We start from the raw sequence: 16,138 nt of genomic DNA, 5'->3' as shown, positions 1-16,138 counted from the left end.
AACTTGCATGGAAAACAACTCTGGAGCTTTCTTCGGAAAGCACACTCTTGGCGAGCTTTATAATGTCGCTCCGAAAAAACTAAACGACCTAAGTTTTCTGACTGAGCTCTTGTGCGCTGCGGCGACTAAAGCGGGCGCAACAGTCTGTGGAACTGTGTCCAAACAGTTTGATCCGCAAGGCGTTACAGTTCTGGTTTTACTGGAAGAGTCTCATGCTTCCTTTCATACCTACCCGGAACTCGGCGCGCTATTTCTCGATATTTTCACTTGTGGGACGCAGTGCGATCCGGATAAGGCTTTCGAGTTTATCTGTGCTGCACTCGATTGTGATGAGCATCAAATAAAGACTGTGAGGCGTGGCTGTCAGTAAGTAAAGCTCAATGTAAGTCATCAATGGATGAGGATGTTACAGCATGAGGAGGGTAGTGAGGATGAGCGAAGTTTCTGAACCTATGTTGTTGCAAGAGCCTATATCGGATGGGGTCAGCAGAACGTGGCAGATATACAGAACGCATTTCCAGGGGCGCACGAGATTTCAGGATATCCTTATTGCGGATACCGCCCACGGTAGAACCCTGTTCTGTAATAACGAGCGGCAAAGCTCCGAGTTAAGCCAATTGGCTTATCATGAAGGGCAAGTAATGCCAGCGCTTCTCAGTATGCCAAATTTACCGCAGTCGGCGTTGGTTATTGGCTCGTCCGAGGGGGTGGCGGTAAAAATTCTTCAGGAAGCAGGGGTGAGTCAAATCACTCATGTAGATATCGACGAAGAGTGCATGCGAGCCTGCGGTGAACACCTTCCGTATGGGTACACCGAAGAAGAAATAAAAAGGTATGTCAGTGCCAATGATGATAGCGCCATAAAAATAATTATCGGTGATGGCAAGGAGTACATAACGAACTTGCTCGGCAAGGGAAAAACCTACGACCTCATCGTGATGGATATACCCGATGAAGGGCCGGAAACAGAAGGGCTTTATAATGAGTCTTTTTGGGCCGATGTAAAATCCTTGCTGAGTCCGGATGGCGCATTCATTACCCAGGCAGGTAACTCTTGCTTATGGCGATGCAAGACCCTGAAAGAGTCTTACGAGCGGATGCAGAAGGTATTTCACCACGTCACCTACTTCGAAGTTGATGAACAGGATTGGGTCTGGCTGGTTGGCCATGCGGGGAAAGTAGAACTGTCTACTGAACAAATGCAGCGAAAACTCAGTAGCAGCAAATACGATCCACAGTACATCGACGCGGTATCGCTATCGAGATCGGTGATCGCCCCCAAAGTAATGCGCATGGATTATTGAAAATGGAATTTCAAAGTATTCAAAAGAGTGAATTGATCGAACAGGAAGTCACTCAATCACCTGTGAGTGTTTACACCGAGTGGGATCCGCTGGAAGAGGTCATCGTAGGTATTATTGATGACTTCAGGATTCCAGAGTGGGACACGAACCTGAAGGCAGTGATACCGCAAAGAACCCAGCAGTTTTTTATTGATAACTCTGGCAAGCGCTTTGACAAAGAACACGTGACGCGCGCTCGAAAAGAGGTTGATGGGCTGGCATCACTGCTCGAAGGATTGGGTATTACGGTCAAAAGGCCTAACGAACACGATCATTTCAGACCCATTGTCACGCCATTCTTCTCTACGAATGGAGGGTATTACAGCGCCATGCCTAGAGATGGCATGTTTGCGTTGGGCAACAAGATTATCGAAACACCCATGGCCTGGCGCAGTCGCTACTTTGAGACTTTTCCATTCAGGGATATTCTGAACGATTACTTTAAACGCGGTGCGCACATTACATCCGCGCCGAAGCCAATGCTCAGGGATACGATGTGGAAACAGGGGCACTCCTTTCCCGAGGAGTACTTTGATCAAGTGATCGAAGAGCATGAGCCTCTCTTTGACGCTGCCGATTTTCTTCGGATTGGTGCAGACATCGTCGGGCAACGCAGCCATGTCACTAACATGTTGGGGGTGCAGTGGCTGCAAAGAGAGCTTGGAGAAAACTATAAAATACATATTTATGAGTTTGATGACGCCTCACCCATGCACATCGACACCACAATCATGCCGCTGTCTCCCGGTCGAGTGCTGGTCAATAAGGCATGGGTAAGCAAACTGCCGGAGTTTTTCAAGGATTGGGAAATTTTGGTCCCGCCTCCCAGTACGATTCCAGACTCGCACCCGCTATATATGACCAGCAAATGGATTCACACCAACGTGCTCTCGCTGGATGACCGCACTGTTATTGTCGAACGGCAGGAAGCCGATTTTATTGCCGCCTTCAGACGTTGGGGATACGAGGTGATTCCTTGTGACTTCCGAAACTTTCAGTCATTCGGTGGCTCGTTCCATTGTGCAACACTGGATGTGAGAAGGTCAGGCAAATATCAACGGTACACTTGAATAGCGAAGGATCGCTTATGAATACTCAATGGGAAATGCTAGAACAGGGAATTGCTCAGTTCAAAGGAGGTAAAGTCTCTAGGCTGATGGCATGCGGTATTGCAATTATGCATATCTCCGCCGGTATCGTGGCTGCGGCGTTAAGTTATTTTGTCTTTACCTATAGCCTGATGCTGGGCATGGTCTTGTATTTCCCGTTGATATTCTTCATTGGTACTCGATGGCGGGCAATAAATAACATGTCGCACGAGTGTTTTCATTTGTATTTCACTCGGGAAAGAAAATGGAACGAACGGATTGGAGTCATTCTCGGGATTATCGAGTTTGGCTCTTACTATGACTTCAGAGAGGAGCATGCCAGCCATCACAGATATTTGGGAGACTACCAAGCGGACGGGGATTTCCGTGGCTTTGAAAAGTTTGGGTTCTCTCAGGCGGTTACGCCCGTCGCGGTATGGAAGCAATTGTTGTTTGCCATGTCGTTGCGACACGTGCGTGAATATATATTTGTGAAGATCTATGTGAAGCGAGATCCATTGTGGGCGAAAATTGTCCGGGGCAGCTATATCGTACTTCTCATTATCTTCGCAACCTTTTCCCCGCTGGTATTTTTTGCCTATTTCCTTGTGCCATTTGCCACTGCATACCAAGTTATAAAATACCTGACAGATTATCTTGATCATGGTGGCCTCCTTGATAATGTGGATGCTCTCTATAAATCCAGGAATTGCTATATCAAGAACCCGGTTATGCGATCTATAGCATTTCCACGACATGACTGTTTTCACCTGGTACATCACTTGTTTCCTGCTATTCCGAATAAAAGAATGCAGGAAGCTCATAACTGGTTGGCAGAAATGTGGCCAGAGTATGGACAGATGGAACATGGTTTTTATCATAAACTTGTCAAGCTGGGCGGGCATGCGACATGAAAGATGTCTTGATGGCCATGAATACTGAAGTTAAGACGCCTTATTATTTATGTGATTCGTCATTGCTCGAGCGCAATGTATCCATTATGAACATGATTGAGCAACGTGCAGGATGTACGGTGCTGTTTTCGATGAAGTCCTTCAATGCTGTCGGTATCCTCAATGAGTTTTTTGATGGACGTGTGTCTGGTTACTCAACAGGTTCGTCATTCGAATTCAGAAGTGTCACTGAAGGCGGGTTGAGAAAACCAGCGGTGCTGAGTATTTATAAGCCCGCATTCACCCAGGCGGAAATTCTGGAATATTCCGCGAAAGCTGATTTTCTGGTATTTAATTCTGCAGAGCAACTTAAGCTTTTCCAGAGCTTGCAAGGGAGTCACGACATAAAGCTACATGCCAGAATCGGCGTGCGGGTTAATCCGGAAATATCCGTCGTGGAAAAGGATTTATATAATCCTTGCAGACCCAACTCTCACTTGGGAATCAAGCTTGCCGAACTCGATGCTTTGGACACTGCCTACAGCGGGATCCTAATCCATAATATGTGCCAGTCAAGAGATGCACAGGAGTTCTGTACTAATCTGGACCTCATCGAGCAAAAACTCGACGTGGTCATACGAGGCGGGAATTTGACGTGGATAAACTTTGGTGGAGGAAGTTTATTCACCTCGCCGGGTTACGATCTGGATCGGATCATTTACCGACTAAAGACGTTTCGCGATAAGTATAATCTGGACATTTACTTGGAACCGAGCGAAGCATGGGTGCTGGACGCCGGGTACCTGGTAGCAGGGGTGCTGGATATTAACGGAAGGGAAAATAAAAACGCGATATTGGATATTTCCGTACCTGCGCACATTCCAGATGTGCTCGAGATCCCATATAGCCCGCGCGTCATCAATGGAAAAGTGGCTGCAGTGAGTCAGTTTTCATACACGTTATGTGGCTTGTCCTGCATGTCGGGTGATGTAGTGGGTACCTATGAGTTTGATGCCGAGCTCCATGTCGGCTCCAAAGTCGTGTTTGAAGACATGCTCCCTTATTCTATGGTTAAAAGCAGTTTTTTCAATGGTGTAGCCAAGCCGGATATTTACCTGTGGTCTTCGGATAACAAGATAAAAAATATCAAGGCTTATGCATTTGAGGATTACGTTAATGCATAGACTACCGTCGATAGTAGAGAATTATGAACTTTGTCATTCCAGCGAGAGCGTGATTGTCGATGGCGATTATGCAGCGTTGTCTGAACGCGACGGTGCACGGGGTCATCAGTCGGCATTGCTGGTCTGGAAAGAAGGGTTCTTGAACGAAGGGTTGAAGCGTCACTTCGCGCGCGCCGATTGGCCTATTGAGCTAGTCAAAGCGTTCGCACCTTCTGAATGGCGTTGGGTGATGAAGTATCCGGAGGAGGGCGATCTGGTCGCAGAATCAATGTCGATTCTGGAAAAAGCGGCAGGACTTAACGGCCGACCTGACGGGAATATTCATCTTACGCTGGAGTTGAGGAGTTACGATGTCCGCGACTCAGAGGTGGGAGGTCTGAGTTGGTGGCAAAGTCGTGCGCATTCTGTTCGCGGTAAAACTGAACTTGGCGACCTGTTCGTCAACAGGCTCCTTGACGTTTTGGCGGAGGTAGAACGTTCTGGAGCAAGCTTCTTCGTTGAGCAACTGTCGATCATCATCTCTAAAGACGAAATGGCGTCACAAGGAACACTAACGCCATTCCTCCATTCGGATATGTATTACGGTGTTCGCGAAACAGCCATTACTTCACTTCTCGAGACTGGCTGGGAAGGGCATGGCGGGGCGTTGTTCATGCCTGACGTGAAAATGGCTCATTTTGGCGAAGACGATGAATCGATAGGCCTGCAGGAAACGTTTGAACTTGCCTTTGAACACGCTCTGTGGAAGACATATTCGGGCGATATCCTGATCTACGATGGACAGATCAAGGACGGTGAGGCTTGCGGTAGCAGAGGCATTCCGCATATCTCCCCGGATCAACCTGGACGCTCATCCAGGCTGTGTGTACTGATGCATCATAAATCTTGCACGGTAGAGGATTAGTAACTTGAGCATGGATGCCGGATTGATGACATACGATTGTCAGAAGTTTACGAATGCGATTGAACAGATTGAAGAACTGGCGAAGAGCGTTTCGAAACCGGATACCGATTCCCGGGTCATACAACTTGATGCGTTGCGTTTTTGGTCAGCCAACGCGCAGGCGATGAAGAAGTTCCAGCATTTTTCTAAAGAAGATATCAATCAGTTCAAACTTGAACGATTGAAGCGCCTGGTTGATTTCGCTTATGAAAAAGTACCGTTCTATCGGCAGCTCTACACGAGCGTAGGGTATGAACCCGGGGCGATTGCTAGCCTTGAGGATTTTTCCAAGTTGCCGATCGTGACAAAAAGGCAGTTGCGGGAATTTGAGATGGTCGAACGAGTCTCCTCGCCAGATAAAATAATCAGTACACCCTCCACGAGGACTTCCGGCTCCAGCGGCACACCGTTTATCAGCTTTCACGATCAACCGGATATCTTGCGGGACTACTCGGAGGTGTTGCGGTTTTATAACAGCTGTCTGAAACGTCCGCTGGAGTCAGGTGACTGGATCTATTTGATCCACCACGCCGGGTTGTGGGTTTCTTCCTTTGACGGAACGTATCGAACATTTCAATTGCCCGATCTCTTCCCGGCCACACCGCTGGGTCAACACCTCGAGTTTCTCCGGCCACGCGTAATATCGACGTTACCGAGTTACCTGCCACTCATCAAAGAAATGGGCCTGCGGCTGAGCGACTATGGTGTAGAGGCAATAGTGACAAACTCTGAATACAGCCCGCAATCCGAGCGTGATTTTTACGCTAGGGAGTTGGGTGTCGCCGTGTTTGATGAGTACAGTTCCGAGGAGTTTGGTTTAATCGCCACTCAATGCAGTCACGGTATGTATCACGTGGTTGAGGACGGTGTGCATGTCGAAATTATTGATAAAGATGCCAGCGAGTTGGGGACGGTCATCTGTACAGATCTGAACAACTGGTTCATGCCCTTGATTCGATTTGAACACGGTGATCTCGCTCGCGAAGTTTCTGCTCATGAAGCTTGCAGTTGTGGGCGTCATGGTGCGCGGATTTCTGAAGTCAACGGCAGAAGTGATGATGCGTTTCTGACTGCGGATAATCGCGTAGTGCCCAGTGCATCGATTCTCGCAGCTGTCGATGATGTCCTGGTGGAACACGATCTTAATCTGAATGAGTTTCGCGTTATTCAAACCAGCGCTACCGACGTTTTATTGCAGACGATTTACAGCGGCCCGACATACTGCGAAATGCCGAAGTTGCTTGGTCATTTCAACGAAAGACTGATCGCTCTGTTTGGTTACTCTGTAAATCTGCATCATCAGGAAGTCGCAGCTTTGGCCGATGTGAAATCATATAAAAGAAAGTGCCTGGTAAGAGACTGGAGTAAATCTAATCATGTCCCTGGTTAAACTAGAAGATTTATCTTTGGGTTACGGCGCAGAACCGGTATTTGAAGGCGTGGCGCTGTCTCTTGCCGAGGGTGACCGATTAGGCCTGGTGGGTAGCAACGGTTCCGGCAAGTCGTCCCTGCTCAAATGTATCTCCGGTAGTTCAGATGATTACAGCGGATCACTGACCAGACAAAAAGGTCTGAAATCCTTCTATGTCCATCAAGGTTTGATTGAGCTCGCTCAAGGTAATGTGACATGCGACGTTTTTCTGCGTGGTTATCTCACGGATGCCGTGGATGACTGGAAAATTGACTACACTTTTGAGTCATTGAAATTTCCGAAGAAGTATCGGGAGTTGCAAATCCGTGAGTTAAGCGGTGGCTGGAACAAAATGTTGATGTTTGCAGCTGCTCTGATATCCGAGCCTGATCTGTTGATCCTTGATGAACCGACCAATCACTTGGATATGTACAGGACAGATATTCTCGTTGATGTTTTGCAAACCGTTGGCTGGGTCAATACGTTGTTGGTTGCCAGCCATGATCGTTTTTTTCTCGACGCTGTGACTCAGCAAACACTTTTCCTTGATCGGATAGGGGTATACAGATTTCCCTACTCGTATTCTCGTGCAAAAGGCTTTATGTATGAGAAGGAACGCGAACTCGAGAACTCCCTGCAGGACCGAAAGTCAGAAATTGAAAGATTGACTCAAAGTGCGAAATTACAACGTCAGTTGGGTGTCAATAATTTTTCTGACAAGGCCTCTCAGAAAGCCAAGCAGATCGAAAAAAAGATAAGAGTGCTAAAGACGACGTTACCCGATCGGCAGACCGTTGATACTGTGCAAATCAAATTGGAAACCGAGTCGATCGAGGCGAAGTATCTGATCAAACTCTATGATTTCAAGGTGAATAATCCTTCGGGAGAGTTGTTGTTCACGGTTCCAGAGTTGGAAATAAAACGAGGTGACAGGATTGTTATCACCGGCGCCAATGGGTCTGGCAAGTCATCTTTTCTTCGTGTTATCGCGGGATTGTCGAGCGACGCGCTGGAACTGACTCCTAGCGCTCGAGTCGGGTACTTCGAGCAGAGCCCGTCCAGGCTATCAGTTGATAAGTCCATACTCGATTTTGTTTTAGAAAACGCTGAGCCCGATTCAACTAGGGCTGTTGCACTGCTGGCTTCGGCGGGCTTCACCTATCTTGATACAAAAAAAAGCATGCTGCGAACCAGCTTCGGCGAGAGGGCGCGACTGTCTCTGTTGGCGCTACGGCAGACCAAACCAAATTTTTTGCTGTTGGACGAACCCACGAACCACCTTGATATCAAGTCCCAGGAAATGTTGGAGGATGAAATCAGGCGCATGAACTCTGCGGCATTAATTGTTTCTCACGATCGACGTTTTGTTGAGAATGTCGGGAACAGATTTTTTTCAATCAAAGGTGGTGTTCTGGTGGAGGGGGCCTTTCATGGAGAGGAATCTTTTTGAGGATAAGATCAGACTGGATTTAAAGAAGTTAAGATCAGATTTGGACGCGTTGAAGTTGCGCGAGGATATCTCTGCTCTCATGCGTCAGTCGACTCTGAAAAGCATCTGCTATATCGCTTTGGAATATTTCATCATTGCGTTTTCGGTTTGCCTGGTGTTGAATTTCAGTTATTGGTTTATTCCGTTAAGCGTCATTCTTATGGGCGCGCGGCAGCGTGCACTCGTCGTATTGGTGCACGAAGGTTCACACCGTAATCTTTCCGCTAGTGCTTTACTGAATGACGTCATGACCAAGTTGTTTTGTGCATTGCCGATGATCATATCGCTTGATTCATATAGAAGTATTCACGGGCAGCACCATCGATATCTCGGTGATCCGGAAAAAGACAGTGACTATCTGCATGATCCCCAGTTGGTTGAAAAGGGCTGGATAAAGCTTTACTGCTCGGAGCTATTAAGCCTGGAGTCGTGGTTGGGTAATGCTTTTGGTTTGCCGGTGCAACTGAAGTTGGCATTGAATTGTTTGCTATGGTGGAGTGCAGTTCTTGGATTGATATTTTATTTTTCTGGTCTGGAGGCCGTTGCTGTTTTCGTCGGGCTCTGGATTATTTCCAGAGCAACCGTTTATCACGCGATCATCAGCTTTGTGATCATATCGGATCATGTTGGTCTTGTTCCCGGTGGAATCATGAGCTTCGCCAGAAACCATCCTTCCACGGGGTTCCTGAGGAAAATGGTTCATCCGCATTTCAATGGTTTGCATTTGACTCACCATTTATTGCCGACGGTGCCGTATCACAATCTCAAGAAAGTTCATGAGGTACTATTGGTGGTGCCGGATTATAACAAGGCAGAACACTGCTATACTTATTTTACCGGGACGCATAGCGTAATTGAGTCTTGGTGCAGGAAGATATCCAAGGGAGCGGAATCTTGATTACACCATGTATAGATAACGAATACGAAAAACTCGAAGCGGTTTTGTTGTCTCAGCCTTTGCTCAGTCACGCCTGTCCTGAGTTTCCGACCGAGAAGTCCTTGGGCCAGTACGCCAGGTTAGTCAGTGAGTTGGAAAAGCGGGATATTCACTGCCTATATGTAAAGTCTGAGCTTGATTTGCCCTATCAATGTTATACCCGAGATAGCAGCATTTTTACGCCGTTCGGCGTCTATGTAAATAACATGGGTTTTTGTGAGCGAGAGAAAGAGACGCAGTTGATCAAAGAGTTTGCATCTGATCATGGATGGCCTCTAGCACATGAGGCTCAACAAGGGACGTTGGAGGGCGGAGACGTCATCGTTGTACGAAACGGTCTGGTTGTCATCGGGACGAACCAATTGAGGACATCCCATTCAGGTGCGACTGAAATTCAGGATTTATTCATAGACAACGGCTGGAAGGCATTAATAGTCAATTACGACGTCACACTGAGGCATCTCGACGTCGCCTTGGGCGTTATTGATAAGCATACGATTGTCTATGCTGCTGGAAAGATTGATGAAGAGGAAATAGACCGATTAAGGACGGAAGGGATTGACTGCATTCCAGTGGACGTAACCGAAACGCCGTTTGCCTGTAATTTTGTCAATCTCGGCGACGGTGTGCTATTGACAACTGTACTTTGCCCCGCAACCAGGGCAGTGTTCCAGACGCTCGGCTGTACGTTGGTCGAAGTAGATCTGTCTGAATTTATAATGGACGATGGTGGCCCTCATTGTTTAATACAGTGCATTGCCAGAAAGACGCTAAAGGACTATTGATGATTCGCTTGAGTAATATATTAGGTGTTTACCGACTGGCGCTGCCTCTGGCTGTTTCGAATTTGATCGTATTTGCCTCGGGAGCGATCGATTATTTTTTTATTGGGCGACTGGGGGAGCAAGAACTTGCGGCCGCTTCCCTGGCGTTTAACCTGTATTTTTTTATAAAAATTCTCGGGGATGGAATTATTCTTGCGATCATCCCGATGCTAGGGAAGTTGGTTGAGGCCGGCGCGTATAAAGAGGCCACGCAGGTTGTCCTGAACAGTGTAATCGCGTTGGCGGTTGTGTCATTGCTGGCGAGTCCCTTTTTGATAGGCGGCGAATGGTTGCTCAATGTTCTCGAGCAGCCGCGTGAACTGACCAGTCTTATGTTTCCGCTTTTTCTCTCACTCACGATCAGTTTGCTGCCGTCTTTTGTATTTACCATTCTGGTTACTTATCTTTCTGTGCTGCATGCACCATGGGAGGTTTTCAAGCAATCGCTGCTGTATTTGTTGGCGAAGTTGCTCGTTGGCTACTGTCTGTTCATGGTGTTCGACGTGGGGCTTCCGAGTGTCGGGATTTCGACATTGCTCTGCAGCTTCATGGCGATTTTGGTGGCGGGTGATCATCTGTATCGAAAGCGGCGAATCGTGTTCTCCGCGAATAGATTCAAATTCAGTCGGCACTTGGTATCGCAGGTTCTTGCTATTGGCACACCGATCGGGCTGCTCGAACTCTCGACTATTGCCTCGACCATGGTTGCTGCGTTTTTCATGTCACCCTTCGGCGAGTCGGCGATTGCGGCCAATGCCTTGGCTGTGCTCTCTATAGAAATCGTCATCGTTTTGATGTTCGGCTTCAGTGACGCTTCTGCGATATTGGTTTCAAAGTCTATTTCGTTGTCGGAATCACGGCGCAACATCATTTCTGTCCTGTTTGCTGGTTTGTTGTTTTCGATCGTATTGCTGTTGGTTATGTTTGCTTTCAAAGGGGATATTCCCATTTTGTTTTTACCCGATTCCTCTGGGTCAGCTGATACCTTGCAGCTCACCGAAGACTTCATCGAGATTGCATTGTTCTTGTTTGTCTTTGATTCGGTAGCCATTATTTTGCGCGGAGTTATGCAGGGCTATGGTGAAACCGGAAAACAGCTTTTTATCAGCCTCTTGGGTAACTGGCCGATAGGTCTCGGTTTGGGACTTGCGCTGGCTTATGCGGGAGGTTTTGACGCCAAAGGGATATGGTATGGCATGGCAGCCGGCCATTTATTCACGTTTGCAGGCATGGTTTTGCTGGTGATTTTTCGTGATAAGGAACAGCGACTTGACTCAAAAGCTCGCTCTCTGACTTCCTGAGGTGTGCTGACAGATAGAAGATGTGTCGGTGGCTCGGAAGGCGTTTTCAGGACGCAGTTGAGTCCACCCGATGGCGTTATTTTTTGCCGTTTGTATAAAGAAACTCGGCCTGAGCGCTCGAAACCGGTAACCTATGCAGCTGTTTTTTTGCATATCTTCGAGGTAGCACCCGTGTTTTCCCAATTCGCCCTGCACGAACGCCTGCTTAAAGCTGTGGCCGAGCTGAAATTTGTCGAGCCAACGCCTGTGCAAGCCGCGGCCATTCCGCTGGCGCTCCAAGGGCGTGATCTGCGGGTGACGGCGCAAACCGGTAGCGGCAAAACCGCCGCTTTCGTTCTGCCAATCCTCAATCGCCTGATCGGCCCGGCCAAGGTTCGCGTCAGCATCAAGACGCTGATCCTGCTGCCGACCCGCGAGCTGGCCCAGCAGACGTTGAAGGAAGTTGAGCGCTTTTCGCAGTTCACTTTCATCAAGTCCGGCCTGATCACCGGCGGTGAAGACTTCAAGGTCCAGGCTGCGATGCTGCGCAAAGTGCCGGACATCCTCATCGGTACCCCGGGCCGGATGATCGAGCAACTCAACGCCGGCAACCTCGACCTCAAAGAAGTCGAAGTGCTGGTGCTCGACGAAGCCGACCGCATGCTCGACATGGGCTTCGCCGAAGACGTCCAGCGTCTGGTGGACGAATGCCCGAACCGTCAGCAGACCATGCTGTTCTCGGCCACCACCGGTGGTTCTGGACTGCGCGACATGATCGGCAAGGTGCTGAACAACCCTGAGCACTTGCAGCTCAACGCGGTCAGCCAACTGAACTCGACCACCCGCCAGCAAATCATCACCGCCGACCACAATCAGCACAAAGAGCAGATTGTGAACTGGTTGCTGGCCAACGAGACCTACCAGAAGGCCATCGTCTTCACCAACACCCGCGCCATGGCCGACCGTATCTACGGCCGCCTTGTGGCTCAGGAATACAAAGCGTTCGTGCTGCACGGTGAGAAAGACCAGAAGGATCGCAAACTGGCGATCGACCGTCTGAAGCAGGGCGGCGTGAAGATTCTGGTAGCGACCGACGTCGCGGCCCGTGGTCTGGACGTGGATGGTCTGGATCTGGTGATCAACTTTGACATGCCCCGCAGCGGCGACGAATACGTGCACCGCATCGGTCGTACCGGCCGTGCCGGTAACGACGGTCTGGCGATCTCGCTGATTTGCCACGGCGACTGGAACCTGATGTCGAGCATCGAGCGCTACCTGAAGCAGAGCTTCGAGCGCCGTACCATCAAGGAAGTCAAAGGCACCTACGGCGGACCGAAAAAGGTCAAGGCTTCGGGCAAAGCCGTTGGCGTGAAGAAGAAAAAGACTGACGCCAAGGGCGACAAGAAAAAAACCGCTGCCAAGACGCCGACCAAGCGCAAGAGCGCCAACCGTCCGAAGCCGGACTCGTTGGTGAGCAGCGATGGCATGGCGCCGCTGAAGCGCCGCAAGCCGGCAGAACCTGCGGCTGAGTAAGGCGTTTCAGGCGCACAAAAAAACCCGGACACTGTCCGGGTTTTTTTTCGTCCATCAGTTGCCGAGCTGGCCACTGGTGTCGGCGTCAAAGCGCCGTTTAGCCTGATCGGCCGCTGGTTTCAATGCGGCAAGCAGTGCTGCTTCGCTGTACAACCCGGTACCCGCCAATTCCTTGGGCGTCGGCTCGATCGGGATCAGCACATCTTCCCCATCGGCATGCAGCCAGATCGCCACAACGTGCAGTGCCGAGACAAACAGCACGCGCAGCTCAACGGTTTTGCCCTGTAATTGCGGCGCTTGTTCCGCCAGTTTCAGCGCACCCACCGTAGCTGCGGCGTGATCGCCGTGATTCAGCGAGGCGAATTCAACATGCCCGCGCACCTCGGCCAATTGCGCATCGGCAATCGTTACGCCGTCGGCAAACACCAGGTAATGCCAGTCGCCGAGGCGGGCATCTTTCAGGCCTTTGCCTTGGCTCAGGTCATCCAGACTCAGCGAGTAGCCACGATAGGCCTCGCTCAGGCTGATCTTCGCAGGTGCTGCATTGGCGAACTGGCGATTGGCGCCAAAGCCATGGGTTTGCAAAGCGGCTTGCAGCGCCGGACGCAAGGTCTGTACGCCGTTGGAAGGCGCCTTTGGATAAGTCAGTTGCATGATGTCGCCCTCCTAGTTTTTCACGGTGAAGTAAGTGTGGGTCCAGTTGCCGCCGCCGTTATAGGCACGGGGGAACGCGTTCAGCGCGCGGGTCGAATAGCCGTAGATCGAGTCTGCAACCAATACGTAATCGCCATTGGTGCCGTAGATCGTCAGAAAGTGCGCACCGCCGCCGTACCAGGCGCAGCGCAAGCCGACCGGGCGGCCCATGCTGATCTGGTTCTGAATGGCCGACATCTGTAGCGAGCCCTGATTCATGCCGTTGTAACTGCGGGTGGTTTGCAGAGCGGAATCCAGATAGCCGTAGACGTTGCACGGTCCCGGCTGATTGCAGCAGTTGCGGTCGAGCTGGGTGCTGGCCACGCCGCACTGCGTCCAGTTTCCGGTGCCGTAATAGTTGCCAACCGAGGCGGACACGGCGGCCCAGCACCAGTTGGTCTGGGTCTGTTTCTGCATGTTGAAGTTGAGGCTGCCAGCGGCGAGGGCGCTGATCTGTTCAGCGGCCTCGACTTCGACCAGTTGCGGGTCGAGCAGATGGCTGGCCAGGCACCTTGGCAGTGATTCGCCGGTGAATCGTGTTGCTTCTGTGGTTAACATTTTTTCAATCCTCCATGAATGAAAACAAGCATCTTGCTTGTGAGGGTGTTGCGGTATTGCTGAGCGATCGGTGCTTAACGGTTGCCATCTTCTGTGGCCGGTTCCGATCTCCTTGCTCGAGGTAACCCTAGCCAGAGATATGCGTTTATGCAAATAAATAAATGCATTAATGCATTTTCAGGCGCAAAAGATCGCAGCCTGCGGCAGCTCCTACAGCGATCGATGCAGGAGTTGCCGCAGGCTGCGATGTTTTGACCTGGCTTTTAGCTTTCGGCTTTTTTCTCAGCCGTACTCAATTCTTTCAACCGCTGATCTATTAATTGGCACTTGTCCGGCAGGTCCTTGCTGGCCGTACCAAGATCCATTTTCTGCAACTCGGCATTGATCTCTTTGGCCTTGGCCGGATTCTGTTCGGTGAGCTTGGCAACTTCCTTGGCCAGTTGTTCACGTTTGGCGGTGGCCTCCTCCGGCGTACAGGCCCAGACGGGCAGGGCGCAAGCGAGGGTGGCGGCGAGGGTGAGCTTGATCAGGGTTTTCATCGGGGCAGGCCTCAGTTCCGGTTAAGGCGGGTTAACCGGTTGAGGCCTTGAGCGCGGGAAAAGTTCAGTGCTTATTGCTCTTCGTGGCAGCAACTCGATTTAGCACCTTGCTCATAACGATCATGATGCCGAACCCATTCCATGATCTCGTCTTCATTCCTGCCTTTGGGCGTGAGATCGAGGTAGTTGTAGGCACCGACCAGCATGTCGAGACCGCGAGCATAGGTTGAGTAGGTGTGGAAAATGTCGCCATTCGCATTGCGATAAAACACGCTCAGCCCGGGCATTTCTTCCTCGGCGCTGTCAGTTTTTTCGTAGTTGTACGTAGCCTTTCCCGCCGCGACATCTTCTGCCCGGGCGCAAACACCGAAGTCGTAGTTGAAGTCACAACCCTCTGACGACACCCAATCAAACTTCCAGCCCATGCGCCGTTTAAAGTCCTGGAACTCATTGAATGGGGCGTGAGAAACAGCCACAACGGCGATGTCGTGATGGGCCAGATGCTGATTGGCGCCATCGATATGGTCACTGAGGAACGAGCAACCCTGGCACCCTTCCTCCCAATCCTTGGCAAACATGAAGTGGTAAACCACCAGTTGGCTGTGTTTGCCAAACAAGTCAGTGAGTTTCAATTCACCGTTCGAACCCTGGAAGTGGTAGTCCTTGTCGACCTTCACCCATGGCAAAGCGCGACGTTCCGCGCTCAGCCGGTCGCGTTCCTTGGTGAAGGCTTTCTCGTGAATCAGATGTTGCTTACGGGCGGCGAGCCATTCTTCGCGCGATACCACCGGATGATTCTCAATGTTCATGATGATTTCTCCTGCGGGGTTGAAACCGTCTGTTTCAGACTAGTCGTTTAACCCTGCTGAAAATCGACAGACCGCCGGTCGGTCGGCTCGGGAAATGCGGCTGAACGGCTGACAGCTACTCCGGTCACAACCTATGAACGCGCCATAAATCACGCGCACCGGAGGTTGTATCAGGATGACGACTTATAACTGGGATTTGATTGAACGCTTGCTGCACGAAGTGCAGAACAGCGCCGGCCACAGTTTTGCCCCACGGGCCTACGCCGAAGACTATGCCGCGGCGAAAGCCAGCGCTGGCGAGCCGATCGAGAATCTGGATCATCTGAAAACGCTGGCTTGCGACTATGAAAGGTTGCTGCTGTTGCGCGGCTACATCGCACCGCGTCCGGATGAGGAGGGCAGCACGGGTAACAATTTTGTCCTGACGCCGCGCGGTTCCAGCTTGCTGAGCCTGATCGACAGCAGCATTCCCGGCAACGATCACCCGCGTCAGGTGCTGGATGAGCAGGAGGATGCGCTGGCTGAGGCGACGTTTGATGGAGTGGCGTCAAAAGCCCAGATCGCCTGATTTTCCACAGGGCAAAAGATCGCAGCCTTCGGCAGCTCCTACAGAA

At 50.4% G+C, this 16,138-nt stretch carries 17 protein-coding genes; 13 read left to right on the top strand and 4 right to left on the bottom strand.

Annotated elements, in window-relative coordinates; translation table 11 throughout:
* Positions 1 to 7 precede the first annotated feature (7 nt).
* The 12 genes from speD (at position 8) to ACM6IN_RS02440 (ending at position 12,925) form a co-directional block, all read left to right on the top strand.
* Positions 8 to 370, top strand: coding sequence for an adenosylmethionine decarboxylase (speD, locus tag ACM6IN_RS02495; RefSeq protein WP_007914448.1), 363 nt, complete (start codon positions 8 to 10; stop codon positions 368 to 370).
* A gap of 61 nt (positions 371 to 431) precedes the next feature.
* The gene (locus ACM6IN_RS02490) at positions 432 to 1,304 is read left to right on the top strand and encodes a spermidine synthase (protein ID WP_007914449.1); all 873 of its coding nucleotides are present in this window, start codon (positions 432 to 434) and stop codon (positions 1,302 to 1,304) included.
* A 2-nt stretch (positions 1,305 to 1,306) separates the two neighbouring features.
* Entirely contained in the window at positions 1,307 to 2,413 is a 1,107-nt protein-coding gene (locus ACM6IN_RS02485; protein WP_007914450.1) for an amidinotransferase, read from the top strand.
* 17 nt (positions 2,414 to 2,430) lie between these two features.
* A complete protein-coding gene (locus ACM6IN_RS02480; protein WP_414915345.1) occupies positions 2,431 to 3,345 on the top strand; it encodes a fatty acid desaturase family protein in 915 nt (304 codons plus the stop codon).
* Complete coding sequence (locus tag ACM6IN_RS02475; protein ID WP_414915344.1) at positions 3,342 to 4,508, top strand: diaminopimelate decarboxylase; 1,167 nt, start codon at positions 3,342 to 3,344, stop codon at positions 4,506 to 4,508. The genes ACM6IN_RS02480 and ACM6IN_RS02475 overlap by 4 nt, the downstream gene beginning before the upstream one ends.
* The gene (locus ACM6IN_RS02470) at positions 4,501 to 5,412 is read left to right on the top strand and encodes a hypothetical protein (protein ID WP_414915343.1); all 912 of its coding nucleotides are present in this window, start codon (positions 4,501 to 4,503) and stop codon (positions 5,410 to 5,412) included. Before ACM6IN_RS02475 ends, ACM6IN_RS02470 begins: the two co-directional genes overlap by 8 nt.
* A 4-nt stretch (positions 5,413 to 5,416) precedes the next feature.
* Complete coding sequence (locus tag ACM6IN_RS02465) at positions 5,417 to 6,841, top strand: phenylacetate--CoA ligase family protein (RefSeq protein WP_414915342.1); 1,425 nt, start codon at positions 5,417 to 5,419, stop codon at positions 6,839 to 6,841.
* Complete coding sequence (locus ACM6IN_RS02460) at positions 6,828 to 8,312, top strand: ABC-F family ATP-binding cassette domain-containing protein (protein WP_007914462.1); 1,485 nt, start codon at positions 6,828 to 6,830, stop codon at positions 8,310 to 8,312. The genes ACM6IN_RS02465 and ACM6IN_RS02460 overlap by 14 nt, the downstream gene beginning before the upstream one ends.
* Positions 8,293 to 9,249, top strand: coding sequence for a fatty acid desaturase family protein (locus ACM6IN_RS02455; RefSeq protein WP_007914464.1), 957 nt, complete (start codon positions 8,293 to 8,295; stop codon positions 9,247 to 9,249). The genes ACM6IN_RS02460 and ACM6IN_RS02455 overlap by 20 nt, the downstream gene beginning before the upstream one ends.
* Positions 9,246 to 10,073, top strand: a complete 828-nt coding sequence (locus ACM6IN_RS02450; protein WP_414915341.1) for a dimethylarginine dimethylaminohydrolase family protein — start codon at positions 9,246 to 9,248, stop codon at positions 10,071 to 10,073. Before ACM6IN_RS02455 ends, ACM6IN_RS02450 begins: the two co-directional genes overlap by 4 nt.
* Positions 10,073 to 11,413 carry an MATE family efflux transporter gene (locus ACM6IN_RS02445; protein ID WP_414915340.1) on the top strand — a complete coding sequence of 447 codons (1,341 nt, stop codon included), beginning with the start codon at positions 10,073 to 10,075 and terminating at the stop codon, positions 11,411 to 11,413. Before ACM6IN_RS02450 ends, ACM6IN_RS02445 begins: the two co-directional genes overlap by 1 nt.
* 171 nt (positions 11,414 to 11,584) lie before the next feature.
* Positions 11,585 to 12,925, top strand: coding sequence for a DEAD/DEAH box helicase (locus tag ACM6IN_RS02440; protein WP_007914470.1), 1,341 nt, complete (start codon positions 11,585 to 11,587; stop codon positions 12,923 to 12,925).
* A gap of 54 nt (positions 12,926 to 12,979) precedes the next feature.
* Here the strand turns inward: ACM6IN_RS02440 and ACM6IN_RS02435 are convergent, their stop codons facing one another.
* The 4 genes from ACM6IN_RS02435 to ACM6IN_RS02420 all read right to left on the bottom strand — a co-directional run bounded on the left by ACM6IN_RS02435 (position 12,980) and on the right by ACM6IN_RS02420 (position 15,524).
* Complete coding sequence (locus ACM6IN_RS02435) at positions 12,980 to 13,579, bottom strand: hypothetical protein (RefSeq protein WP_007914471.1); 600 nt, start codon at positions 13,577 to 13,579, stop codon at positions 12,980 to 12,982.
* Between the two features lie 12 nt (positions 13,580 to 13,591).
* Positions 13,592 to 14,176: a papain-like cysteine protease family protein gene (locus ACM6IN_RS02430; protein ID WP_007914472.1), complete on the bottom strand. Its 585-nt coding sequence runs from the start codon at positions 14,174 to 14,176 to the stop codon at positions 13,592 to 13,594.
* Positions 14,177 to 14,439: 263 nt separating this feature from the next.
* On the bottom strand, positions 14,440 to 14,715 hold the full coding sequence (locus ACM6IN_RS02425) for a hypothetical protein (RefSeq protein WP_007914473.1): 276 nt from the start codon (positions 14,713 to 14,715) through the stop codon (positions 14,440 to 14,442).
* Between the two features lie 71 nt (positions 14,716 to 14,786).
* The gene (locus ACM6IN_RS02420) at positions 14,787 to 15,524 is read right to left on the bottom strand and encodes a DUF899 domain-containing protein (protein WP_007914474.1); all 738 of its coding nucleotides are present in this window, start codon (positions 15,522 to 15,524) and stop codon (positions 14,787 to 14,789) included.
* A gap of 175 nt (positions 15,525 to 15,699) precedes the next feature.
* On the opposite strand from ACM6IN_RS02420, the gene ACM6IN_RS02415 reads away from it, so the two are divergent.
* The gene (locus ACM6IN_RS02415) at positions 15,700 to 16,092 is read left to right on the top strand and encodes a transcriptional regulator (protein WP_123376295.1); all 393 of its coding nucleotides are present in this window, start codon (positions 15,700 to 15,702) and stop codon (positions 16,090 to 16,092) included.
* Positions 16,093 to 16,138: the final 46 nt, after the last annotated feature.

The organism is Pseudomonas sp. IT-P395 (assembly GCF_949767675.1).
Classification (GTDB): Bacteria; Pseudomonadota; Gammaproteobacteria; order Pseudomonadales; family Pseudomonadaceae; genus Aquipseudomonas.
The sequence above is the reverse complement of the archived record's forward strand: the minus strand, read 5'-3'. Positions and strand labels throughout refer to the sequence as shown.

Coding starts and splice junctions, on each gene's coding strand:
- speD (WP_007914448.1), top strand. CDS start 8: ATGGAAAACAACTCTGGAGCTTTCTTCGGAAAGCACACTCTTGGCGAG.
- ACM6IN_RS02490 (WP_007914449.1), top strand. CDS start 432: ATGAGCGAAGTTTCTGAACCTATGTTGTTGCAAGAGCCTATATCGGAT.
- ACM6IN_RS02485 (WP_007914450.1), top strand. CDS start 1,307: ATGGAATTTCAAAGTATTCAAAAGAGTGAATTGATCGAACAGGAAGTC.
- ACM6IN_RS02480 (WP_414915345.1), top strand. CDS start 2,431: ATGAATACTCAATGGGAAATGCTAGAACAGGGAATTGCTCAGTTCAAA.
- ACM6IN_RS02475 (WP_414915344.1), top strand. CDS start 3,342: ATGAAAGATGTCTTGATGGCCATGAATACTGAAGTTAAGACGCCTTAT.
- ACM6IN_RS02470 (WP_414915343.1), top strand. CDS start 4,501: ATGCATAGACTACCGTCGATAGTAGAGAATTATGAACTTTGTCATTCC.
- ACM6IN_RS02460 (WP_007914462.1), top strand. CDS start 6,828: ATGTCCCTGGTTAAACTAGAAGATTTATCTTTGGGTTACGGCGCAGAA.
- ACM6IN_RS02455 (WP_007914464.1), top strand. CDS start 8,293: ATGGAGAGGAATCTTTTTGAGGATAAGATCAGACTGGATTTAAAGAAG.
- ACM6IN_RS02445 (WP_414915340.1), top strand. CDS start 10,073: ATGATTCGCTTGAGTAATATATTAGGTGTTTACCGACTGGCGCTGCCT.
- ACM6IN_RS02435 (WP_007914471.1), bottom strand. CDS start 13,579: ATGCAACTGACTTATCCAAAGGCGCCTTCCAACGGCGTACAGACCTTG.
- ACM6IN_RS02430 (WP_007914472.1), bottom strand. CDS start 14,176: ATGTTAACCACAGAAGCAACACGATTCACCGGCGAATCACTGCCAAGG.
- ACM6IN_RS02425 (WP_007914473.1), bottom strand. CDS start 14,715: ATGAAAACCCTGATCAAGCTCACCCTCGCCGCCACCCTCGCTTGCGCC.
- ACM6IN_RS02420 (WP_007914474.1), bottom strand. CDS start 15,524: ATGAACATTGAGAATCATCCGGTGGTATCGCGCGAAGAATGGCTCGCC.
- ACM6IN_RS02415 (WP_123376295.1), top strand. CDS start 15,700: ATGACGACTTATAACTGGGATTTGATTGAACGCTTGCTGCACGAAGTG.